This window comes from Bradyrhizobium sp. Mp19 (genome assembly GCF_029952935.1).
Lineage (GTDB): Bacteria > Pseudomonadota > Alphaproteobacteria > Rhizobiales > Xanthobacteraceae > Bradyrhizobium > Bradyrhizobium elkanii.
On sequence record NZ_JASAUT010000028.1, the window covers coordinates 94,225 to 117,254 of the forward strand.

Sequence of the window (23,030 nt, forward strand, 5' to 3'; positions counted from 1 at the left end):
CGATGGCGCGGGATCAAAATCAGCAACCGCCGCTCCGCATCCTGCATGTCGTCCGTGCCCCGGTCGGCGGCATCATTCGTCATATCCTCGATGTCGCCAACGGCCAGATCGAGCGCGGCCATCATGTCGGCATCGTCGCCGACAGCCTGACCGGCGGCGCGCGGGCCGACGCGGCGCTTGCCGAGATCGGGCCGCGGCTCAAGCTCGGCGTCCACCGGGTGGCGATACGCCGAGAGCCGCGCTTCGCCGACTTCATGGTCTGGGCCCACATCGCCGGCCTGATCCGCAAGCTGAAACCCGATGTCGTGCACGGCCATGGCGCCAAGGCCGGCGCCTATGTCCGGCTGCGGGGGCGCTCGAGCAAGGTGATCCGGGTCTACACGCCGCATGGCGGCTCGCTGCACTACCCGCTCGACACCTGGAAGGGCCGCTTCTACAGCCAGCTCGAGCGCACCCTGATGAACAGCACCGACCTGTTCCTGTTCGAGAGCGCGTTTGCCCGCGACACCTATCAGCGCACCGTCGGCAAGCCGGCAGGTCTCGTGCGCTGCGTATTCAACGGCGTCACGGCGGAAGAGTTCGAACCGGTCCCCGACGCCGACGATGCCACCGATGTGGCCTATGTGGGCGAGTTCCGGCGCATCAAGGGCGCCGATCTCCTGATCGACGCGGTGGCGAAGCTGCGCGCCGAGGGCAAGCCAGTGACGCTGACGCTCGGCGGTGACGGCGAGGAATTCGAGCGCCTCAAGGAGCAGGTGAAGCGGCTGTCGCTCGGTGAGGCCGTCCGCTTCATCGGTCACGTCAAGGCGCGCTACGGTTTCTCCAAGGGCAGCCTGCTGGTGGTGCCCTCGCGCGGCGATTCGATGCCCTATGTGGTGATCGAAGCCGCAGCCGCCGGCGTTCCGATGATCGCTGCCGATGTCGGCGGCATCCCCGAGATCTTCGATACCCACACCGACGCCCTGTTCGCGCCGAGCAATGCCGGGGCGATGGCCGACGCGATCAAAACCGCGCTGGACAATCCCGCCGCGACCGCGGCGCGCGCCGAGCGACTGCGTGAGCGGATTTCGGAACATTTCTCGCAGGACGCGATGGTCGAAGGTGTGCTGGCCGGCTATCGCGACGCATTTGCCAAACGTTAACCACTTCTTGCACACGTAACCGTTTCTTCCGATTTGTCCCCTTAAGTCACGTCCGGGGGAATTTTCGTGCTGCGCGCGGATGCCCATCTGCATGCGCAGGAATGGACGTGGACTCGTGGAACCGTTTAACGCACGCTCGATGCTGGATGCCGCTGCGTCTGCGACGGCCGCTCAGCCGCAGATCGAACGGCGCCGGCGCCTCTCGCCGGCTGCGCTCGCCGTTACCAACCAGAAGGTTCGCGGCGCCTACTCGCCGGTCGTGATCGCCGGCGTGGTTCGCCTCGCCGACTTCGTGCTGCTCAGCCTGGTCGGCGTCGGGCTCTATCTCGCCTATGTCAGGCCGCTCGCCGGCGGGGGCATTCACTGGGGATACATCGCATCGATCCTCGGCATGGCGGCGGCCGCCGTGATCTGCTTCCAGGCCGCCGATATCTACCAGGTGCAGATCTTCCGCGGCCAGCTTCGCCAGATGACGCGCATGATCTCGTCATGGGCCGTCGTGTTCCTGCTGTTCATCGGCATCTCCTTCCTGGTCAAGCTCGGCGGCGAGGTCTCGCGGGTCTGGCTGTCGTCGTTTTTCTGCGTCGGCCTGGCGGTCCTGATCGCCGAACGGCTGCTGCTGCGATCGATGGTGCGCGCCTGGGCGCATGACGGCCGGCTCGACCGCCGCACCATCATCGTCGGAGCCGACCATAACGGCGAGCAGCTGATCGAGGCGCTGAACGCCGAGGATGATTCCGACATCCATTTGCTCGGCGTGTTCGACGACCGCAATGACGATCGCGCCACCAATACCTGCGCCGGCTCACCGAAACTCGGCAAGATCGATGACATCGTCGAATTCGCCCGCCGCACCCGCGTCGACCTCGTGCTGTTCGCGCTGCCGATCTCGGCGGAGACCCGCATCCTGGAAATGCTGAAGAAGCTCTGGGTGCTGCCGGTCGACATCCGCCTGTCGGCCCATACCAACAAGCTGCGCTTCCACCCCCGTTCCTATTCCTATATCGGCAAGGTGCCGACGCTCGATATGTTCGAGGCCCCGATCACCGACTGGGATCTGGTGCTGAAATGGCTGTTCGACCGCGTGGTCGGCGGCATGGCCCTGCTTGCCGCGCTGCCGGTCTTGGGACTGGTGGCGCTCGCGGTGAAACTCGACAGCCCCGGCCCGGTGCTGTTCCGCCAGAAGCGCTTCGGCTTCAACAATGAGCGGATCGACGTCTACAAATTCCGCTCGCTCTACCATCACCAGGCCGATCCCACCGCCTCCAAGGTGGTGACCAAGAACGATCCGCGCGTCACCCGCGTCGGCCGCTTTATCCGCAAGACCTCGCTCGACGAATTGCCGCAACTGTTCAACGTCGTGCTGAAAGGCAATCTCTCGCTGGTCGGCCCGCGTCCACACGCCGTGCAGAGCAAACTGGAGAACCGCCTGTTCGACGAGGCGGTCGACGGCTACTTCGCCCGCCACCGCGTCAAGCCCGGCATCACCGGCTGGGCGCAGATCAACGGCTGGCGCGGCGAGGTCGACACCGACGAGAAGATCCAGAAGCGCGTCGAATACGACCTCTACTACATCGAAAACTGGTCGGTGCTGTTCGACCTCTACATCCTGCTCAAGACCCCATTCTCGCTGCTGACCAAGAGCGAGAACGCGTACTGAGAACCAACCTACTGTCGTCATTGCGAGCGCAGCGAAGCAATCCAGTTCGCAATTCGGGGATAGGTGGATTGCTTCGTCGCTTCGCTCCTCGCAATGACGAAGCATCTGTTGCGTGTTTTGTACCAAGTTGCGTGAGTATCCGATGGCCTATGCGGCGACAGCCGGGACGTCCCATTCGCTGACATCAGCACCAACGGGCGTGCTGGCGCTGCAGCGGGCGCTGGTGTGGCTGGCCGGCGCGTCCGGCGCCATCGTGTTCATCGAGCCGAGCCCGTATGAGCTCGTCACGCTGACCGCCTGCGTGCTGTTCTTCGCCACGGGCCTGCGCATGCGGCTCGTGTTCATGCCGCTGCTGTTCACATTGATCGTGCTCAATGTCGGCTACAGCATCGGTGCGATACCGTTCCTCGACAAGCCGGAGGTGGTGAACTGGGTGCTCACCTCCTGGTACATGGCCGTCACCGTCATCTTCTTCGCGATGGTGATGTCGGAGGACACCGAAGCCCGCCTCGACATGCTGCGCCGCGGCCTGATCGTCGGCGCGATGATCGCCTCGCTCGCGGGCATCGCCGGCTACTTCCGTCTGGTGCCCGGCGGCTACGATCTGCTAACGCTGTACGATCGCGCCCGCGGCACCTTCAAGGACCCGAACGTGCTCGGCGCCTTCCTGATCCTGCCGGCGCTGTTCACGCTGCAGAGCGTCGTCTCCGACCGCTTCGGCAAGGCGCTCCGCAACGCCATCGCCTTCGGCATCATTTCGCTTGCGATCCTGCTGTCGTTCTCCCGCGCCGCCTGGGGCGGCCTCGTGATCACCGCGGTCTTCATGCTGGCGCTGATGGTGTTCACCAGCCGCTCGCAGGCGCAGCGCTCGCGCATCATCGTGATGACGCTGATCGCCGCGATCCTGGCCGTGGCGCTGATCGCGGTGCTGCTCTCGATCGGCTCGGTCGCCGACATGTTCAAGCAGCGCGCGAGCTTCGACCAGAGCTACGACGAAGGCCGCTTCGGCCGGTTCGGCCGCCACATCCTCGGCGCCCAGATGGCGCTGGAGCTGCCGTTCGGCATCGGGCCGCTGCAATTCCACACCTACTTCCCCGAGGACACCCACAATTCCTATCTCAACGCCTTCATGTCGGGCGGCTGGATCTCCGGCATCTGCTATCCGGCGCTGGTGTTCGTCACCGCGATTATCGGCTTCCGCTACATCTATCTGCGGGTGCCGTGGCAGCGCGACTATCTCGCGGTCTTCTCGGCGTTCCTCGGCTTCGTCGGCGAGAGCTTCATCATCGACACCGACCACTGGCGGCACTTCTGGATGATGCTGGGCACGATGTGGGGCATGTATGCGGCCGCCGAGCGCTATCGCGCGACGTCGGCACGGATCATCGACGAGTCTTCGGCGGCATCTTGAGACTGGCGCGCTGCTCCGGCGGCATGTCGATCACCGCCTTCAACGCTCCGGTCGCTTCCAGCACGCCCTTGTAGCCGTCATTGGCGAAGCGCAGCAGCAAGCGCAGCTCGTCGTCGGTGTAGCCGCTCCACAGCTTGAGCATCGCCTCCTGCATCGGCACGTAGAACTTGCCGATCTCCGCCGCCTTTTCCTCCACAACCGAGATGAAGACCTTGCGGCGGTCGCTCTCGTCTCGCTCGCGGCGCACGTAACCCGCCTTCTCCAGACGATCGACCACGCCGGTGATCGCGCCGGTGGTCAGGCCGGTGACTTCGGCGAGACGGCCGGCGGTCACGCGCCCCTCCAGATGCAGGATGTCCATGCATTCCATGTCGGAGTTGGAGATTCCGGCCATGTTCGCAACGGCTTGGCCGTACATCACGCCCTGCGCCGATGACCGGCGCATCGCCTCCTCGAGTTCCTGCATCAGCGCTGCACGCGACTTCGCACTTGACAAAGCGGCTCCTGTATCTTACTCGCCTTATATCTTAGATACTAAGATAGTTAGCAACTGACCTTTCCTACCCCACACGGATGCATGGAGCAAGGCATGACCTCTCGTCCCCGTAAAGCTCTGATCATCGGCGCCGGCATCGCAGGTCCAGTGACCGCGATGTTCCTGACCCGCGCCGGAATCGAGACCGAGCTCTATGAAGCCTGGCCCTATTCCACCGGGATCGGCGGCGGGCTTCAGATCGCGCCGAACGGCATGCATGTGCTGGCGGAGCTCGGCCTCGCCGACGAGTTGATCCGCAACGGCTCGATCGCGGAGTCCTTCGACTTCTATTCGCAGGGCGGCAAGAAGCTCGGCTCGCTTAATCAGAACATGCAGCAGCGCTTCGGCCAGCCAGCGGTGAACATGTGCCGCGCGACGTTGAACGAGACGCTGATCGACAAGGCCTGGGCCTCCAACGTCTCGGTGTTCTTCGAGAAGAAACTGGTGAAGATCGAAGACCGAGGCGACCAGCCCGTGATCGCCTATTTCAACGACGGCACCACCGCCGAAGGCGATTTCGTGATCGGCGCCGACGGCGTGCACTCGGCGGTGCGGCGCCACGTGATTCCGGATGGGCCGACGCCGTTCGACACCGGGCTGATCGGCTTCGGCGGATTCGTGCCCCGCGCGGTGATCGAGAAGCTGCCGATCGGCCTGAGGGTGGCGACCACGTTCGGGCAGAGCGGCTTCTTCGGCTATGGGATGTGCAGCCCCGATCCGGACACGGGCGCGATGTGGTGGAGCACGCAGCCGTCGCACGGCATGACCGCGGCGGCCTACCGGCTGCAGAGCCAGGACGCGATCAGGCAGCATCTGCGCGATTTCCACGCCGGCTGGCACGCGCCGATCCCCGCGATCATCGAAGCCGCCGAGAATATCGTGGTCACCGACACGCTCGACGTCGCAACGCTACCGACCTGGTCGCGCAAGCGCACACTGTTGATCGGCGACGCCGCGCACGCCACCAGCCCGCATGCCGGCCAGGGCGCATCGCTGGCGCTGGAGGACGCGCTGCGGCTCGGGATCCTGATGCGCGAGGGCCAGGAGTTCGGCATGACGTTCCAGGCCTTCGAGCACGAGCGGCGGCCGCGCGCCGAGAAGATCGTGGCGATCGCCCGCCGCAACGGCAACAGCAAGCGCGAGTTCAGCCCGACCGGCGCCTGGCTGCGCGATCATATCCTGAAGCTGCTGCTGCCGGTGTCGTCCAAGGGCATGGACTTCATGTACGCGTACGATCCGCGGGCGGCGGCGTAGCGCCGGCTGTCATGCCCCGCGAAAGCGGGGCATCCAGTATTCCAGAGACGTTCGTGCTTCAACCGAGAGGCCGCGGAGTACTGGATCGCCCGGTCAAGCCGGGCGATGACGCCGATAGGGACGGCATAAAGTTACTTCTCGACCTCGAATGTCAGCCCGGCGTGATCGACCAGGCGCTTGATGAGCTTGTGCTGCATCGCGGCCCCCGGCGTCCAGAAGCCGGGCGCAACGTCGGGCGTATCGCGCAACAGGCAGATCGCGCATTCCGAGATCATCTTCGAGGTCGAGCCATAGCCGGGATCGCGATCGCCCTTGATGCCGGCGCGGACCATCCGGCCGTCGGGTGCGACCGCGAGATAGAGCAGATCGTAGCGGCCGTTCTCGCGCTCTTCCTTTGACGGGCCCTCGCCCGGCTTCGGCGCGCTTGGGCCGGTCTTCTCGGCATTCAGCGCCATCACGCGCTTGGCGTTGGCCTCGCCCTTCTCGCCCGGGCCGGTCAGGACCATCTCGTCGTAGACGAAGTCCCGTCCGTAGGGAAAGCCCATCAGCATGTTGGAGCGGTGGACGTTGCGCGTATTGATCAGCGCCATCATGAACGGCGCGGTCCAGGAGTGCAGATCCTCCTCGTAGGCCGGCTTGCTGCCGCGCGGCTGCTTCGGACCCTCGAAGCCCGGCGTCAGCGCGAACGGGTTGTTGAGGATCGCAACCAGGCTGAGGTCCTTCGCGACCGCATCGAAAGTCGCCTTGGCGCTCGCCGCGGTACCGCCGGACAGCGTACCGCGCATGTCGCGCACGCGGCCCTTGACGCGCGACGCCGGCGCGCCGAACACCCGCCTCGCTTCCTCCTGGACAAAGAACGCACCGAGCTCGAACGGCACCGAGTCGAAACCGCAGGAGAATACGATGCGCGCGCCGCTCGTCTTCGCGGCGGCTTCGTATTTGTCGATCATCTGCCGCATCCAGACCGGCTCGCCGCAGAGATCGAAATAGTCGGTGCCGCTTTCCACGCAGGCCGCGATCAGCTCGTTGCCATAGAGCTGATACGGTCCGACCGTCGAGATGACCGACTTGGTTTGCGCCAGCATCGCCTTCAGCGAGGCGGCATCGCCGGCATCGGCAACAATCAGCGGCGTGTCGGCGGGCGCGCCGATCGCGTCGCGTACCAAGGCGAGCTTGTCCTTGCTGCGTCCGGCCATCGCCCATTTCAGGCTGCCGTCGCGATAATGCGCCGCGAGATATTCGGCGACGAGCTGGCCTGTGAAGCCGGTCGCACCGTAGACGACGATGTCGAGTTTCGACGAGGACATGGATCAGGCTCCCTGCGCAGCGAATTGGGCGCCCTTTTGTCATCGCGGGCGCGGCGACGCAATCGGCTATTTCTTGTACGATACGCCCATGCCGGCGCGCACGTCGGCCTGGATGCCGTAGGGCGCGATCGGGTAGCGCAGGCCGTTCTTGGCAAGCTGCTTCATGCCGGCGATCGCCTTCACCAGATAGGCCGGCGGCAGCGCCATCAGCATCTCCTCGTCCGGCACGCCGCCATAGCGCCGCTCGGCGAAGCATGGCAGCGACAGGCTCGGCTCGCCGGTCTTCAGCGCCCGCCCCCACGAATCCGCGCAGGCGGTCTCGCCGACCACGCCCCACTCGAACTTCTTGTAGCCGGTATACTGGAGCCCGTTGATCAGGATGATCATCTGTCCCGGCGTCGCATAGACGAGGCAGATGTCGGGCGGATTGAGGCGGCCGCTGGTCAGCGGGCTCACCGCCATCGCCTGGTACCGGCCGTAAGGCACCACATCGAGCGCCTCCTGGCGCTTGCGCGCGTCTTCGGCGGTGCCGTGCCAGACGCCGACATAGTTCTCGCCGGCAAGCCACTTCTCGTCCTGCGGCGCGAGTCCGATCACCGCGCGGCATTGCGCGCCGACCAGATCGTCGCCGGTGATGCCGACGGTCCAGCCGAGTCGCGAGGCCATGCTGACGATCTGGTCCGTCGTGTGGACCGCCGACGGACGGCGGATCTTCGGGATCGCCTCCATCTCCTCGACGCGCGCGAACATCTTGATGCCGATGACCGTGGTCTTCAACCGCAGCAGATTGTTCAGATCGGTGACGATTGCGCCGAGGTCGAACTGTTCCGGCGGTGTCTGCTGTTGCATGGCGTGAACTCCCGTGATCGGCGGCTTGGCGCCGCCTGTTGCGTCGATGTTAGGATTGGCCGTTGGAGGCGACAAGTGCCTGCGGCTCAGCGCGCGGCCGGTCCCGGCAGCAAATCATCGGTTCTGCCGGCCAGATGATAGGCCAGAAGCCCGATCCACTCCCGTGTGCCGAGATCGGTGCGCGACAGGCCCTCGATCGCAAGCGTCGCGAAGCTGAAGACATTGCCGACGCGCCAGTCGACCGGATAGGCCTCGACATTGAATCCCGCCTTGCGGAACAGCCCGACCGAGCGCGGCATGTGGTAGGCCGAGGTGACGAGCAGCCAGCGCTCACCGGGCTTGGGATCGACCAGTGCCCTGGAGAATTCGGCGTTCTCCACCGTGTTGCGGGAGCGGCGCTCGATGATCAATCGCGACCTGGCAATGCCGAGACCCTCGAACATCTCGGCGGCATAGTCGGCTTCGCGCGCATCGTTCGAGATCAGGTTTGCGCTGCCGCCGGTGAACACAAGGCGCGCATTCGGATATCTGCGCGCGAGCGCCGCCGCCGCGATGACGCGATCGGCCGCGCTGCGCACTACCGGCGTGCCATGCGCAACCGACAGATCGGCATCGATCGAGCCGCCGAGCACGATGATGCCGTCCGGCGCGCCGCGCGAGGCGTCCCATGGCGGGAAGCGCTGCTCCAATGTGGAGATCAGGACATTGCCGAGCGGCGAGAAGCCGCAGATCGCGAGCAGCAGCAGCGCGGCGACCATCAACCTGCGGCCGAGGCGCGCAAACCGCGTCAACAGCAGCACGGCGCCGATCACGCCGATGCCGATCAGGAAGTTGATCGGCAGCAGCATGATGCCGAGCGTCTTGGAGAGCACAAAAAACAAGAGAAGCCCCTGAGAAGTTCTGCTACAGCGTCATACGCTGCTGGGAAACCAATCAAAAGCCGTCACATGACCCATCATCATCTGAAGTCGAGCCCCGAAACCTGCCATTGGGGCTTCTTTGAAGCCAAGCTGAAACCGGTTCTGACCGTCGCGAGCGGCGACGAGATCACGATCGAGACCGTCAGCGGCGGCCCGGACGTGGTGCCCGACCGCGGCAAATTCTTCGTTCCGCCGGAGCTCGACGACATCCATGCCAAGTGCGAGCGGATGGTACCCGGACACATTCTGACCGGGCCGATCGCGGTTGCCGGCGCCGAACCCGGCGACGTGCTCGAGGTCGATATTCTCGACGTTCAGCTGCGACAGGACTGGGGTTACAATCTGATCAAGCCATTGTCCGGCACCCTGCCCGACGATTTCCACGAGACACGCGTCCTCAACATCCCGCTCGATCGCGGGCGCATGGTCGGCCGCATGCCCTGGGGGCTCGATCTGCCGCTCAAGCCGTTCTTCGGCGTGATGGGCGTGTCGCCGCCGCCGGCCTGGGGCCGCATCTCCTCGCTGATCCCGCGCGCGATGGGCGGAAATCTCGACAACAAGGAGCTCGGCGCCGGCGCCAAGCTCTATCTGCCGGTGTTCGTTCCGGGCGCGCTGTTCTCCTGCGGCGACGGCCATGGCGTGCAGGGCGACGGCGAGGTCTGCGTCACCGCGATCGAGACCGCGCTGACCGGCCGCTTCCGCCTCACACTGCGCAAGGATATCAAGCTCGCCTATCCGCGCGCAGAGACCGCCGATCATTACATGACCATGGCGATGGATCCCGATCTCGACCAGTGCGTGGTGCGGGCGCTACGCGACATGATCGTGCTGCTCGGCGAGAAGCGCAATCTGTCGCGTGAGGACGCCTACACGCTGTGCAGTCTGGCCGCCGACCTGCGCGTGACGCAGACGGTCAACGGCTCCAAGGGCATCCACTGCATGATCGCCAAATCCGTGGTCCACGGCTGACAGGCGGTCGATAAGCCGCACTTGTGTTCCGCGAGCACGGCTCGATACAATCCCCGTCCCAACGAACAAGAATGGACGGGGACGGATATGCTGAAGGACAGGCTTTCGCCGGCCGACGAGGCTGCGCGCGACAGGGAGATGCAGGAGACGCTCGCCGCCTGCCCGCGCATCCTCGACCTCATTGCCCGCGGCCCGCAGGGCGCGCCGGACGCTGAAGCCGCGATCTATCTGCGCTCGCCGCTCGATCCCGACCCGGTCGTGATCTCGAACGATCATTTGATGGGCTGCATCAAGGCCGCTGAAACCTATTTCCGTGAGCACGGCATCGGCAAGGACGATGCGGTGGCTGTCCTGCTCCCGGCGTGCCCTGCGACCGTCGTCGCGATCTTCGGTGCTGCCGCCTGCGGTGTCGCCGAGCCGCTCAACCTGCTGTTCACGCGCGAGGCGATCGTCGCCCAGCTCAATGCGATCAACGCAAAGCTGTTGCTGGCGCCGCCGCCGGGCATGCCGGGCGGGCTCTATGAGAGGGTCGAGGGCCTGCAGCGCGAGGTGCCGTCCCTGAAGCGCATCATGACCGTGCCGCTCGACGGGAGCATCGCCTTCGACGGCGAGGTGCTGCGGCCTGATCCCGCCTGGCGCGACGACTACGGCAAGTCCAAGGACATGAGCGAGGCCGACCGCGTCGCCGTGATGCTGCCGACCGGCGGCACCACCGGCCACCCCAAGGTGGCGCGGCTCACCAATCGCGCGATGGTCGCCTCCACGGTATCCTCGCGGATGGCGCTCGATTTCCATCGCGGCGAGCGCGCGATGATCACGATGCCGCTGTTCCATGTTGGCGGCCTGTTCTGCACCACGGCCAATTCCCTGGCGGCCGGCGCGACGATGGTCGTCCCTGGCCCCGCCGGCGCGCGGGATCCGGCGCTGGTCCGGCACTTCTGGCAGATCATCGAGAAGTACCGCATCAACATCGCCGGCAACGTGCCGACGATACTCGGCGCCCTCGCCGATATCCCGGTCGCGGACAGCGACATCTCGACCCTGCGTGTCACTGCCACCGGCGCCTCGATCTGCCCACCGGAGATCGAGCGGCGTTATCTTGCGACCTGGGGCGGTCCCTGCATCCAGCAGCTCTACGGCATGACCGAACTCGCCGGTGCCATCACTCACGATGTGCACGGCGTGAAGCCGCGCGCCGAGAGCGTCGGCACCCGCAATCCGCTGGTCGAGCTTGCGATCCTCGACGGCGGCAAGCTCCACACCGGCCCGTGGCCCTCGCCGGTCGGCGAACTGCTGACCAGGGGCCCGCAGGTGTTCGCTGGCTATGTCGACAAGAAGCAGACCGAGGAGGCGTTCCGCGACGGCTGGCTGCGCACCGGTGACATCTGCCGGATCGATGCCGACGGCTTCGTCTACATCCTGGGCCGCGCCAAGGACGTCATCATCCGCGGCGGCCACAACATCGATCCGCGCGCGATCGAGGACGCCGCGCTGGCCTTCCCGGGCGTGGCGCTTGCCGCGGCCGTCGGACGTCCCGACACCTACGCCGGCGAAGTCCCGATGCTATTCGTCTCGGCGCAGCCCGGCTCCCATATCGATCCGAACGCGCTCGCCGCCTTCGTGCAGGACAACATCCTGGAGCCGCCGGCACGCCCGCGCGTGGTGTCGGTGATTCCTGAGATGCCGGTCACGCCTGTCGGCAAGATCTTCAAGCCGAAGCTGCGCGAGATCGCCGCCGCCGAGGCCGCGCGCGAACTGCTGGCGCTGGAAGGATTGTCCGGCGTGGTCAGTGTCGACGCGGTCACCGATCCGTCCCGCGGGCTGTACCTGAGTGTGAGCGCGCCTCCGGACAAGGCCGAGACCGCTGAGCGGCTTCTCAAGAAGTTCCCGGTCAAGGTCGAGTTACGGTCCTAACAGCCTCATTATTCAAGACAATCTGACTACAATACCGCGCCGGAACTGGCCTCCGGCGCGGCTGGACGCGGCCGCCCGTATTTTGCGGTCCAGGCTTGACGGACCGTCATATTCCTAAATAGACTCTAAATAGATACTTTTCAGTACAGGCGTTCAGGGTTAAGCGTTTCACCATGGCTACGGAAAAGGCCGAAACCGACCGCGTCCCGGTCACGCTGGCGCTCTCGACCATCGGATACCTCGAGAAGCTGGTGAGACAGGGCACCCACGGCACGAGCGTCCCGGGCGTCGCACGGACATTGATCGAGGAAGGCATTCGGCTCGCCATCAAGGACGGGTTGCTTGCAATCCGCGACAACGGCCGCACGCCCTAGAGCATGATCCGGAAAAGTGGAAACCGGTTTTCCGAAGAGATCATGCTCAAAAGGGGATGAGATCACGGCGCGATCGCTTGTCATCGCGTGGTGAGCTCAGGCATGTGCCGGCGCGGCGGTTCAACACAGAACGTGGAACCGTCAGATGATTGCCATCGAACCAACCTGGACGCCGGAGCGCGTCGACCAACTCAAGATCTACTTTGAAGCCGGCCTCTCCTGCCGCGACATCGCCGTCAATATCGGCGTCAGCCGCAATGCGGTGATCGGCAAGCTGTCGCGGCTGAACCTCACACGCACGACGCCGGACGAACGTCGGGCGCGGCGCAAGAAATCCGCCGCCCACGCCGCGCAACGGGCGACCGCGAAACAGCAGCTCCGGTTGCTCCAGGCGGTCTACGAGCAGGAGCCCGACGACGCACCGATCGTCAGCGCCAACAGCTGCTCGCTGTTCGAACTGAGCGAGCAGCGCTGCCGCTGGCCGATCAGCACCCCGGGCGCCGATGATTTCTGCTTCTGCGGCAACACGCCGCTCGGCGGCATGCCCTATTGCTCGGGGCATTACCGCCTCGCTTATCAGGCGGGCTCGCGCCAGCGCGCGATGCGCGGCTAGCCCTGAGTGAAGCCGTCCCGCACGCGATGCGGGACGGTCGCTCAGCCGACCTTCCAGCCGGTTGCCGCTACGATGCCTTGATAGAACTCCGGCGTGTAGGCCTGTTCCGGAGTCTTGCGCACGCGCTCGTCGAGCAGATGCGCATCGTCACCGACCAGAATGCGCCAGCGCTCGGCCTTGACGCCGTCGAGGATGATCTTGGCGGCGGCCGCCGCCGAGGTCGGGGCTTCGTCATGGAAGATGCGGGCGCGATCGAGCGCGAGCTGCTGGATGTCGGCATCCGACATCTTGGCGACGTCGATCCCCTGCCCTTGCAGACGCTGACGGGCCTGCTTGAGCTCGTCGGCATTGAGTTGGTCGGAGCCGTTCTGCACCTTGCGCGAGTTCGACACGATCGAGGTGCCGATGTGACCGGGCATCACGACCGAGCACTTCACATGCGGTGCATTGAGGCGGAGATCGTTGATCATCGCCTCGGTGAATCCCTTCACGGCAAATTTCGCCGCGCTGTAGGCGGTGTGCGACACGCCCATGCCGACCGAGGCCCAGAAACCGTTGACGCTCGAGGTGTTGACGATGTGCGCCTCGTCGGCCTTCACGAGCAGCGGCAGGAAGGTGCGGACGCCGAGATAGACGCCGCCCCAACAGATGTTGAAGGTGCGCTCCCACTGCTCGCGCGTGTTGCTGAACAGACTGCCGCCGCCACCGATGCCGGCATTGTTGATCAGCAGGTGGATCTTGTCTGTCGCCTGCTGCTCGATCAGCTCATCGCGGAAGCGCTTGTAGTGATCTTCGATCGAGACGTCGGCCACGTGGGTCGTGATGCGCAGGCCCTGCGGCAGCTTCTCGACCTCGCACAGCCGCTTGGTCTCGGCCATCGCCTCGGCCGAGACGTCGCACATCGCGACATTGCAGCCCTCGGCAACGAGCTGCCGTGCCAGCTCGCGCCCCATGCCCGTGCCGCCACCGGTGATGACGGCGATCTTTCCGGCAAAATCCTTCATGTGAGATTCGTTCCTTCCGTTATTTTTCTTGCCCTGGTTCTTCTTTGTTTCGGCCGGAGCGCGGATCGCAGTCCCAACCGCTTGGCTGCGGCACCTTACATCACCGAATTGTCGCCCAGCAACGGCGCCTCCTCACGCGCAAGTGAGCCGCTTGCAGCAAATTGAAGCAGCGGCCGCGTAACGAAATCATTCCGCGTTGCGAACAATCCGACATCGACACCAGGAGACGATGATCGTGCACATCCTGAACAGATTGGTCGCGACAACGCTGATGGCGATCGCGGCCGGAATTTCCACCGCGGCCGCGGCCGCCGAGGTAACTCCAGCGAAGCAGAACGACAGCACCTGCGCAGATGGACCACGTTGATCGCAATCGGCGCAGAGCGCGGCGCGCGGCGTGACACAGCGCGCGCTCCTCATAGGCGAAGCTCTGACAAAGCTGGAATCAGGTCGCCCGAATTCGAATACTTGTTCGCGAAGCGCGTGAGCCTCACGCGATGATCGCGCGCATCTTGGCCGCAGGCCAAGCCGCGGCCCCGCGCTATTCGGCTGTCTCGATGCGCACGGATGCGCGTCGCCGCAGGACGCCCACACCCGCGCTCAGGGCCAGCTTGAGCAGGCCGCGCCACGAGAAATCGATGATCACCTCATGGTGCCGCAATCCCTTGCCGCCCTTCACCAGCCCGAGATCCCGGATCAGGCAATAGTGGCCGCTGCTCATGCGCGCCAGGCGGCTGTTCTTGAAGCGTCCCATGAATGGCGAGAATGCACTGCGGATCGATTCCGTCAAATCTTGACGGCGTCGAATCGGCGAGGCGACGGCAACCCGATCGCCAGCCGCAGCTTGCGCGGGCCGCGCACGCCACCGTCGTCGACGCCGGCTGGGCCCTTGAATCAAAAACCTCCGGCAGGGCATTGCCGGAGGTTTGGGAGGCTTAGCAGCTAGCTAAGAGCCACATTCAATGTGTTGGCCGTGGCGTATATAGTTTAGTAGATCAGGTAAGTAAATAAGTTTGCGGCTAATGAATCGCATGGCTCGTCTTCGTCGTTCGCGTGGACCGAAATGACGCAGCTCAGCTCTTCTCGGAATCTTCCGCAAACAAAAACCCCGGCAGTTGCCTGCCGGGGTTCTGTTGGATCGTGATCAGATCAACCGGTATTACCAGTTGCGCTGAGCGCGGAAGAGCATCTGGACAGTGTCCTGATCCTTCAGCTCGTAGGTCGCGGTCGGCTTGCCGATAGCAGTCGACGACGTGGTGATGATGCCGGCATACTTCTGATCGAGGTGCGAGTAGGTCACGTCGGCCGAGAAGGTCAGGTTCTTGACCGGGGTCCAACGGGTGATCACGCCGATCTGCGCGATGTTGTAGTCGGGGTTGCAGGCGGTCACGCCAGCGCCGCCAGCGAATGCAGCACGGAACGAACCACCGACGCCACCAACGCCGCAGATGAGCGACTTAGCCGCGTCGTTGTACGAAACAGCGGCGAACGCACCGTACAAGCTGGTGTTCCAGTAGGGATCCCAGTTGTGGGTGTACGCACCGCGCATACCCCAGGTCTTGATGGACTGCTGCTGACCGCCGGGGCCGAACACCGTGTCGGGTGCCGTACCGAAGCCAACGCTGCCATAGACGCCCGGCAGGCTCGAACCACCGAAGATAGCGATCGAGCTGGCCTGGCTGGCCAGTTCCTGGATGTTGTAACGGGTCGCACCGTCGGTGTAGACGCCCTGGATGTTGATGGTGTCGCCGGGTCCGGTCGGGATGTTCTTGATCGACAGGGCCAACGCACCAGCCCAACCCCACTTGTCGTCGGGATGACCGGTCAACTCGGTGCCGCCGTAGTAGGCAGCGTGGTTGTCATGCGCGGCGACCGACGCCTGGAAGATACCCCAAGCCTGGTCGACCTTGAGCGAAGCGACGAAGTCCGGAGCGATCGTGCCGGCGTAGTCGCTGGAGCCGTAAGCACCACCGACACCGAGGTTGTTCACGCCAGCCTGCATGTAGGCAACCTGGTCCTGCGCCGACAGAGCGAGCGACACGCCGTTGCCGAACTGCGCGGTGTAGGTGAACTGGTTGATGCCGTTGGTGGTGTTCACGCCACCGACGAGCGCGTCGTAGTTGTTGCCCGGATAACCGTTCCAGGGGGCAGCGAACTGCGAAACCGCCTTACCCATCGTGAAGCCGGCGAACTGGATGAAGGCATAGTAGACGCCGACCGTGCCGGCAGCCACGTTGCCCGAACCTGCGTTGTTCGGCGCAGAAGACGAGCCGATCGCCGAGTACACGGTCGAGCCGTTGCCCTGGCCGGCGTAGGTGTCGGACGTCCAGGTGAACACCGCATCGAAATAGGTGCGGACCACGCCGTATTCGGTCGCGGTGCGCGTATCGATGTTGAAGTCTTCACGCGAACGCCAGGTGTAGCCGTTCGTGAAACGGTTGTTGGCACCGCTGGCGCCGTTGTAGTTCGCGCCGTACACGCTGTTGCCGTTCACCACGACGTCAGCACGCACATAGCCGCCCAGCTTGATGCAGGTGTCGGTGCCGGGGATGTAGTAGAAGCCCGGACCGTAAAGCGAGCAAACCTTCACGTACTCGACCGCTTTGGCCTTGACGGGAAGATCGGCCGCCTGTGCCCCGCCGACCGCGACCAGCGCAGCCGTCGAGCCCAGGATAAGGCTCTTCAAATTCATATTAAACCTCCAAGTTGCTCATATGCGGAGAGTCCGAGGCCGCGAGCGCCCCGTGATCCTCCCGCATTGTCCAAGACCGTTTTCCCCAAACCCCGCACCCTCAGATCAATCTGTGGTGTGCGACGGACTTGAACGATCACCGCAACGGGACGATCGAGATTCCCCTACCGCCGGGTTCAATATGCATTGGCCAGTTCGCCAATCAAAATAGTTTATAAAGTCAGGAATACGAATGAGGCCACACTGTGTCTCGCCGGCAACGCTGCCTGTAAGCCCTTTGCTTACCTGAGAAAACTTGTCACATCCCAAATAGTCCAACCGTCACACGGCCATCATAATTACTTTACGTTCACTTGCGTTCGTTGGCGGCTTGCGAGAAAAAACGTACTGCAGCGCAGAAAACAAGAAATAAATCAGCACAAAGCTGAGTCGGCGCCCGAGGGAAGAGGAAGCTGTGTCAGTGACAAGGAAGGATACGACGCGCCAGCGCGCCATCGAACATCTCGACATCATCAAGCGGTTCACGCTCGAGATTTCCGCCATCAACTCGCATCTGGAGCGCGTCCGTCAGTTCTGGGGCAGGTCGCTTGGCGTCAGCGGTCCGCAATGGATGATTCTCATCGCGATCTCGGATCTCGACAAGGATGACGGCGTGCCGATCAACGTGGTGTCGAAGCTGCTGCACGTCGATCCGTCGTTCGTGACCACGCAGTCCAAGCTGCTCGAGCAGAAGGAGTTGCTGCGGCGCGCGCCCTCCCCGGCCGATGCGCGCGTGGTCCGGCTGTCGCTGACCGACAAGACCAAGAAGCATCTCGCGGGCCTCGCCGAACAGCACAAGGCGTTCAAGAAAACCGTCTTCGAGGAGTTCAGCGAGCCTGAGCTGGCCGAGTTCACGGCCAAGCTTTCGATGCTCACCAACCGCCTGGAAAAGGCCTGCCTGATTGTTGCGATGGAGGCCGAGGCCTGAAGCGACCGGCTCTGCTGCGGACAGGACGACTGGCAACCGGCACGGTCGCGCGCTCACCTTGCGAAGCGTACGATGCGGAGACTTAGCGGTGTCCGCGCCCCGGCGACTGGAACGCCAGGAAGGCGAGAACGCTCAGCAGTGCAGCCCAGACCAGGAAGTGTTCAGCAATCACGTTGGCCCCCCATTTTGCCCCTCAATGGAAAGCATGAAACGGGCCAAGCCGCGGTCGATCCGTGAATGGGCCATGGAAAAGGAGCCCCGGCGCTGACGGCCGGGGCCCCGAAAAACTTACAGTCTAACTATCTGGATCTGGTCGAGCTGCCTCCGGTCATCCCGGTGCCCGTCCCCGTCGTCTGCCCAGGGGCGTAGCCAGAGGCCCCTGGGCTCCCGGCTTTCGATCCTCGCGCCTGCATCTTGTGCCCGGCTGCATAGCCCGAAGCGCCGGGACTGCCCTTCTTGGAGCCCTTCTTCTGCATTTCGTGTCCGGGTGATTTGCTCGAAACACCCTGTGCAAAAGCAACCGGGGTGGAAGCCATCAGGCATGCCGCGGAAAGGACGATGATTGCGTGCTTCATTTTGTCCTCCAAAATGCGCCCCGCAACTAACCGACTGAAATCAGTGACGTTCCATGAACGCTTGTTCATCGACACGACAGCCGCCGATGCGATCGGCTTGCTGCTGCCTCTTCAACGAGCGTTTGCTCAATATTGACGGCAGCGTGTTGGCTTCCGCGCACAGCTTTCCGCGACTGGCGAACAGCATCGGCAACCAATCGCAAGCCGGCGGCGAGCGATGCGCGTCCGCTTCAAACCATCACCGAACGAATTTTGAGAAAATGGTCGGAGCGAGAGGATTTGAACCTCCGACCCCTAGTCTCCCAGGCGAAAAAATGAGAACATTTGCAGAACGAGGAGAGACGTGTTAGGATCAACTTCCAAAGTAAATCCAAATACTTAACGTCCCTCAACGTCTCATGACATGCCACCCTATCCCGACAATTCCTTGCCCCAGGGCAAGGATTTCCGCTCGGGACTAGGGCGGCAGTTCAAGCAATGTTCACAGATGCCCAAACTCACAGACAGCGCGATCAAAGCAGCGAAGTGCCCTCCCGGCAAAGATCGCATCGAACTCGCCGACAGTTCATGCCCCGGCCTCTACCTAAGGGTCACTAAAAACGGCGCGAAGACCTTCGCCTTCAAGTACTGGTCACCGATCCTCGCCAAGACCGTGACCCTCGCCCTCGGCCAATATGACGACATCACGCTGACCGACGCCAAGCGCAAGGTCGGCGATCATCGGAAGGAAATCGCCCGCGACGAAGACCCCCGCGCAAGGAAGCGTGCAGAGCGAAGGAAAGCCGCCAATGCGGAGGAGCTATCCTTTGATCAGCTCGCTGATCAGTACATTGAGCAGTACGCGAAGCCAAACAAGGACTCGTGGAAGAACGATGAGCACTATCTGAAGCGCCCCCGGGCAGCCTGGGGACGGTTACCGGCAGCCACGGTGACCGATGACATGGTAGCCGAGCTGCTGGATGAGATCGCGGAGACTGCTCCAGTCAGTGCGAACCGAACGCAATCGGTACTGCACAAGATGTTCAGCTGGGCAAAGCAGCCCGGCCGAAAGCTCGTGCAGACTAACCCTGTCGCTGATCTCGACCGCCGCGGCGGTAAGGAACAGTCGCGTGATCGCGTCCTCACCGATGATGAGGTCAGAACGTTGTGGTGGGGACTCGATCATCCGGACCTGCCGGCCGACCGCGAGGTGGCGCTGGCGTTGAAGACGATCCTGACGACGATGGTCCGCCCGTATCAAGCGGCACTGATGGAGCGCGCAGAGCTGATCGGGATCGATAGCGACGATGCTCAATACAACATGCCGCGCCACCGGGTGAAGAAACGTCGGGAGGTGATCGTTCCGCTATCTGACTTGGCCGTCGAGGTGATCAAGGAAGCGATCAGCGACGATGACCAGACCGTGGTTTTCCCGTCGAAGTTCAGCGACGGCGATGTTCCGGTTGCGCGGGCGTCGCTCTCACAGGCCCTCGCCGGTAAGAAGAACGGAAAGAAGGTCGGCAACAAGACGGAGGATCGCGCGGGTATCCGGGACTTTCTCGGCTTGGAGCATTTCACTGCGCATGATCTGCGGCGCACGGCCGCAACGATCGCCCGTCGTGCCGGCGCTCCCCGGCCGGACGTGAAAGCGTTGCTGGATCACGTCAACGGCGACGTCACTGAGGTGTACGATAAGTACGACATGCTCAAGGAAAAGCGACAGGTCGTGAATCTGCTCGCAACCGAACTGCGTCGCATCGTTGGCGATCGACCGCCACAAACGAACGATCTCCAAGCCGCCGCTGCTGCTTAGCGAATAGAACTACCGGGCGCGTTTGTCTTGCGTGGCCCGGCATCTATTGACGTTCCCGCCATATGCAGCTATTGAAAAACGGAACATCAGCGACGTGTACAAACCGCCCGGCAATCCGCCCGGCGGTTTTTTTTGCGTCTGAATCATGGAGAAAAATCGAATGGAAAGAAACAAGGGCGGCCGCCCGCCGGTGCTGGAGAATGGCATCACCACCAGCTTTGTGATGCCGGAGGCGCTCAAGTCCGAGATCGATCGCGTCTCGAAAAGCCAGGGACGATCTCGCAGCGACTTCGCGCGAGAGGTTCTAGAGAAGGCCGTTCGCGAAGCGGCGTAAACACCCCCTGCGACATCGCCAGCAAAGAGAAAGCCCCAAGGCGCGCCAACGCCAAGGGGCTTAAAGCAGTTCAACAATCACGAAAAGACTATGACATACAAATCCCGCGAAAACAATCGCAGCGACAACAATACCGACTCAGTCATCACCACGCCCGACGGCGTTCGAATCCAAATCACGGCAGGCAATAAATGGAAATTCAATCGCGCCGTGCAACGCGATGTCACAGGCCTCTATTCGCGGCTCCAGAAAGACATCATGACGATCCTCATCGACTCGACAAATGAGGGATTCGGTAGCGACCGATCAAGATGGAGCTACGCCTACCCAGGATTCGAGCGGCTGGCGGCCGAATGCGGCTGCACGCGCCGCGCTGTCATCGAGAACATCGCCAAGCTTGAACAAAAGAAAGTCCTGACCGTAAAGAGGTCCGCGGGACAGCGCGCATCCGGCAAGAAGGACCAAGGTGGCGGCGGCGGTCGGAATAAGTCCAACATGTACTTCCTGCATGGATGGAATGAGTTTGGCCGCCTCGAAAACGGTGAACGGGAAACGGTGAACCGCGATCACCGTTTTGAGGAAACGGTGAACGGCGCACAAGAAACGGTGAACGCGAAACATGAAACGGTGAACGGCACCTACGAAAACAGTGAACCCGGTTCACCCGACTCTTCTTCTTACCCCGCTTCTCAACCCATCTTCAAAGACACACGCATCGGCTGCTGCGCCGATAGTCCTCTGACCGGTGATGAGCCGATGGAGACCGCACTGCCCGCAAACTACCGCAGCATGTCGCAACGCGAACGCTTTGAGTTCCTGAAGAGTGTTTGGGGGTCATTCGGAGAACGGCCGGAAGAAGATGAATCTGTATGGCGCAAATTCTGCGCAGTTGAGGCACTGGACTTCGGAGGCGCGGGAGACTTTGTCATGATGCTTCAGGACATCGATTTAGAACGTGGGGTTCATCAGGTTGAACCGTTCGACCGCACTAAAGTCATGTCCTTTTCCTGGTACTTGGACGATTGGCTGTCATGTCGAAAAGATCAACCGGCAGCGAGCGCTGAGCCTGACAACGAGCAATCCGCAGCGAACGACAACCACGAGTGGCCGGAGCACAAAGTCAGCGGCATCGATTGGGAGAACGATCCACCGTTCTAGTGAATCGCAGATTGGGATCGGCCGCCCTAATGAGCCACCAGCGACCGCCCGGCAGCCGCTCTTACGAGCTGATCGGGCGGTTCGGCTTGGACTCCGATCAAACGGTGATGGATGTCACTTCTCGCTCTGCCATTGGAGCGACTGGTTTGTGCATTTGTGCCAAGTCATCTGGGCGCCGATCTGGCCCTTTTTGCCGTTGCAGACTCCGCGGTCGCTCAGCGCCTCATACAGGTGGTCGCGAACGGTGCAGATCGCGTCCAGAACCTTTTCTCCGTAACTCCCTCGACAGGTGGAGTTCACGGCCGATGCTACGGCAATGATGTCGTTCAAGGCGCCTGCCCCCGCAACCGCTGTTGGGGAGGGCCGAATGTCGATATGGGTGTGTCCGGTTTCGATTTTTTGGATCCCCATCAGCAGACGCATATCCACATCGTCGCTCTCACAGAAGCGGCGCCGCAGCTCTTCGTCCCGGCCCTCATATTTCCCGGTGCAAATCGCACGTATTTCGTTGTCCCTGATCCGATTGAAATCGTAGGCCGACGCGGCCTTCATGGCAGAAGGGATAAGCACTATCAGGGCAGCCAGGGCGAGGCAGGTGCGTGTTTTCGATGTCATCGGCGATCTCTAAGTGCCCCGACTTGCTGGTGTCAAGGTCGCTGAGCCGACACTGGCGGCGCCGTTGCCGCGATGAGTGTGAGTATCGCGCTGGCCAATAGCCGTCTGTCCTTGTCGCGGAAGGCCACACAAGCGACACCAGCGTGCCGAACAGCGCGATGGCAAGGAACAGAGCGCTGGTCACTCTTTCCTCGCCAGCGTCTCCCGTACATCGACCTGTGGTCCGTCGCTCGCGGCGGAAAAAGCATCGCTGAATCGACGACGCGCTCAGGCTCCGAACCGGGCATCCTAATACCGGAATCTCGTGCCGGTGCCACCGGCATCTCCTGCCGGTACCACCGGCATCTGGTGCCGGTACCACCGGAATCTCCTGCCGGTACCACCGGCACCAGGTGCCTACTAACCTATCAAGAAACAACACTGAACCATCAATGAAACGAAAGAGAACCAAGTCCGAAGGTCTTTCGATCAATCGCAGAGCAACGTTGGGGCCGATGAATGGAGATGTTTGATTGCTCGCGCTTACGTCCCCCATAAAAAGGGAGTTTAATTATGCTTTGGAGGTGACGGCGCTCAAACACCCTTATTTTATAGGTTGAAACGCTCTTCTAAAAGTCACTGTAAATCCCTGACATTACCTCACAGCGAAGAGCAGTTTGCATTTGCACTGGCGATGACTTGACAGAAATCGAATATGAGGGGATAAGAGTGCATAGCTTGCGCGAAGGCCGTCTCGGGAATTTACCCAGACGGCCTTCGGCGCTTCTACCCCTCCCAACACGATCGCACGATAGTTCGCCTGGACCGCTCACGCGGTTAGCCAGGTCGATATCGTTTGCGAAGGAACCAACATGATTGATCTAGACAATGAACCGCCCCGGGATTGCCGGAGGCCCCAACTCCTGAGAAGGTGGGGCCGTTATGAGCAAGACGACGACGAACAAA

At 62.8% G+C, this 23,030-nt stretch carries 22 protein-coding genes; 13 read left to right on the forward strand and 9 right to left on the reverse strand.

What is annotated here, in order from left to right:
- The first annotated feature begins 2 nt into the window (after positions 1-2).
- The 3 genes from QJT82_RS27175 to QJT82_RS27185 all read left to right on the forward strand — a co-directional run bounded on the left by QJT82_RS27175 (position 3) and on the right by QJT82_RS27185 (position 4,213).
- Positions 3-1,142 carry a glycosyltransferase family 4 protein gene (locus tag QJT82_RS27175; protein ID WP_028340195.1) on the forward strand — a complete coding sequence of 380 codons (1,140 nt, stop codon included), beginning with the start codon at positions 3-5 and terminating at the stop codon, positions 1,140-1,142.
- Between the two features lie 115 nt (positions 1,143-1,257).
- Positions 1,258-2,802 (forward strand): undecaprenyl-phosphate glucose phosphotransferase, encoded by a 1,545-nt coding sequence (locus QJT82_RS27180; protein WP_028340196.1) that lies wholly within the window; start codon positions 1,258-1,260, stop codon positions 2,800-2,802.
- A 142-nt stretch (positions 2,803-2,944) separates the two neighbouring features.
- Entirely contained in the window at positions 2,945-4,213 is a 1,269-nt protein-coding gene (locus QJT82_RS27185) for an O-antigen ligase family protein (protein ID WP_028340197.1), read from the forward strand.
- On the opposite strand, the gene QJT82_RS27190 is transcribed toward QJT82_RS27185, so the two are convergent.
- Positions 4,185-4,679: a MarR family transcriptional regulator gene (locus QJT82_RS27190; RefSeq protein ID WP_155258446.1), complete on the reverse strand. Its 495-nt coding sequence runs from the start codon at positions 4,677-4,679 to the stop codon at positions 4,185-4,187. The genes QJT82_RS27185 and QJT82_RS27190 overlap by 29 nt on opposite strands.
- A 123-nt stretch (positions 4,680-4,802) precedes the next feature.
- Between QJT82_RS27190 and QJT82_RS27195 the strand changes: the two genes are divergently transcribed.
- A complete protein-coding gene (locus QJT82_RS27195; protein ID WP_028340199.1) occupies positions 4,803-6,002 on the forward strand; it encodes an FAD-dependent monooxygenase in 1,200 nt (399 codons plus the stop codon).
- A 131-nt stretch (positions 6,003-6,133) separates the two neighbouring features.
- Here the strand turns inward: QJT82_RS27195 and QJT82_RS27200 are convergent, their stop codons facing one another.
- The 3 genes from QJT82_RS27200 to QJT82_RS27210 all read right to left on the reverse strand — a co-directional run bounded on the left by QJT82_RS27200 (position 6,134) and on the right by QJT82_RS27210 (position 9,039).
- Positions 6,134-7,309, reverse strand: coding sequence for a saccharopine dehydrogenase NADP-binding domain-containing protein (locus tag QJT82_RS27200; protein WP_028340200.1), 1,176 nt, complete (start codon positions 7,307-7,309; stop codon positions 6,134-6,136).
- A 66-nt stretch (positions 7,310-7,375) separates the two neighbouring features.
- Positions 7,376-8,158: a DUF169 domain-containing protein gene (locus tag QJT82_RS27205; RefSeq protein WP_028340201.1), complete on the reverse strand. Its 783-nt coding sequence runs from the start codon at positions 8,156-8,158 to the stop codon at positions 7,376-7,378.
- A gap of 86 nt (positions 8,159-8,244) precedes the next feature.
- Complete coding sequence (locus tag QJT82_RS27210) at positions 8,245-9,039, reverse strand: YdcF family protein (RefSeq protein WP_028340202.1); 795 nt, start codon at positions 9,037-9,039, stop codon at positions 8,245-8,247.
- Positions 9,040-9,105: 66 nt separating this feature from the next.
- Between QJT82_RS27210 and QJT82_RS27215 the strand changes: the two genes are divergently transcribed.
- From QJT82_RS27215 to QJT82_RS27230, 4 genes are all read left to right on the forward strand, one after another.
- The gene (locus QJT82_RS27215) at positions 9,106-10,047 is read left to right on the forward strand and encodes an acetamidase/formamidase family protein (RefSeq protein WP_028340203.1); all 942 of its coding nucleotides are present in this window, start codon (positions 9,106-9,108) and stop codon (positions 10,045-10,047) included.
- An 87-nt stretch (positions 10,048-10,134) separates the two neighbouring features.
- Positions 10,135-11,961 (forward strand): AMP-binding protein, encoded by a 1,827-nt coding sequence (locus QJT82_RS27220; protein WP_028340204.1) that lies wholly within the window; start codon positions 10,135-10,137, stop codon positions 11,959-11,961.
- Positions 11,962-12,134: 173 nt separating this feature from the next.
- On the forward strand, positions 12,135-12,335 hold the full coding sequence (locus QJT82_RS27225) for a hypothetical protein (protein ID WP_016844973.1): 201 nt from the start codon (positions 12,135-12,137) through the stop codon (positions 12,333-12,335).
- A 145-nt stretch (positions 12,336-12,480) separates the two neighbouring features.
- Entirely contained in the window at positions 12,481-12,948 is a 468-nt protein-coding gene (locus QJT82_RS27230; RefSeq protein ID WP_028340205.1) for a GcrA family cell cycle regulator, read from the forward strand.
- A 41-nt stretch (positions 12,949-12,989) separates the two neighbouring features.
- On the opposite strand, the gene QJT82_RS27235 is transcribed toward QJT82_RS27230, so the two are convergent.
- Positions 12,990-13,952, reverse strand: coding sequence for an SDR family NAD(P)-dependent oxidoreductase (locus QJT82_RS27235; protein WP_028340206.1), 963 nt, complete (start codon positions 13,950-13,952; stop codon positions 12,990-12,992).
- 229 nt (positions 13,953-14,181) lie between these two features.
- Between QJT82_RS27235 and QJT82_RS27240 the strand changes: the two genes are divergently transcribed.
- Entirely contained in the window at positions 14,182-14,319 is a 138-nt protein-coding gene (locus QJT82_RS27240; protein ID WP_155258433.1) for a hypothetical protein, read from the forward strand.
- Between the two features lie 174 nt (positions 14,320-14,493).
- Here the strand turns inward: QJT82_RS27240 and QJT82_RS27245 are convergent, their stop codons facing one another.
- Together QJT82_RS27245 and QJT82_RS27250 are read right to left on the reverse strand one after the other, a co-directional pair.
- The gene (locus QJT82_RS27245; RefSeq protein ID WP_155258447.1) at positions 14,494-14,673 is read right to left on the reverse strand and encodes a hypothetical protein; all 180 of its coding nucleotides are present in this window, start codon (positions 14,671-14,673) and stop codon (positions 14,494-14,496) included.
- A gap of 438 nt (positions 14,674-15,111) precedes the next feature.
- Entirely contained in the window at positions 15,112-16,644 is a 1,533-nt protein-coding gene (locus tag QJT82_RS27250) for a porin (RefSeq protein ID WP_016844978.1), read from the reverse strand.
- A 454-nt stretch (positions 16,645-17,098) separates the two neighbouring features.
- Between QJT82_RS27250 and QJT82_RS27255 the strand changes: the two genes are divergently transcribed.
- Positions 17,099-17,611, forward strand: coding sequence for a MarR family transcriptional regulator (locus tag QJT82_RS27255; protein ID WP_028340207.1), 513 nt, complete (start codon positions 17,099-17,101; stop codon positions 17,609-17,611).
- A 615-nt stretch (positions 17,612-18,226) separates the two neighbouring features.
- On the opposite strand, the gene QJT82_RS27260 is transcribed toward QJT82_RS27255, so the two are convergent.
- Positions 18,227-18,373: a hypothetical protein gene (locus QJT82_RS27260; protein WP_155258434.1), complete on the reverse strand. Its 147-nt coding sequence runs from the start codon at positions 18,371-18,373 to the stop codon at positions 18,227-18,229.
- 300 nt (positions 18,374-18,673) lie between these two features.
- Between QJT82_RS27260 and QJT82_RS27265 the strand changes: the two genes are divergently transcribed.
- The 3 genes from QJT82_RS27265 (at position 18,674) to QJT82_RS27275 (ending at position 21,470) form a co-directional block, all read left to right on the forward strand.
- A complete protein-coding gene (locus QJT82_RS27265; protein WP_264641816.1) occupies positions 18,674-19,978 on the forward strand; it encodes an integrase arm-type DNA-binding domain-containing protein in 1,305 nt (434 codons plus the stop codon).
- Between the two features lie 160 nt (positions 19,979-20,138).
- Positions 20,139-20,312, forward strand: a complete 174-nt coding sequence (locus tag QJT82_RS27270; protein ID WP_264641815.1) for a ribbon-helix-helix domain-containing protein — start codon at positions 20,139-20,141, stop codon at positions 20,310-20,312.
- Between the two features lie 90 nt (positions 20,313-20,402).
- Positions 20,403-21,470: a helix-turn-helix domain-containing protein gene (locus QJT82_RS27275; RefSeq protein ID WP_264641814.1), complete on the forward strand. Its 1,068-nt coding sequence runs from the start codon at positions 20,403-20,405 to the stop codon at positions 21,468-21,470.
- Between the two features lie 114 nt (positions 21,471-21,584).
- Here QJT82_RS27275 and QJT82_RS27280 read toward each other — a convergent pair whose 3' ends face one another.
- Complete coding sequence (locus QJT82_RS27280) at positions 21,585-22,085, reverse strand: hypothetical protein (protein WP_264641813.1); 501 nt, start codon at positions 22,083-22,085, stop codon at positions 21,585-21,587.
- Positions 22,086-23,030 lie beyond the last annotated feature (945 nt).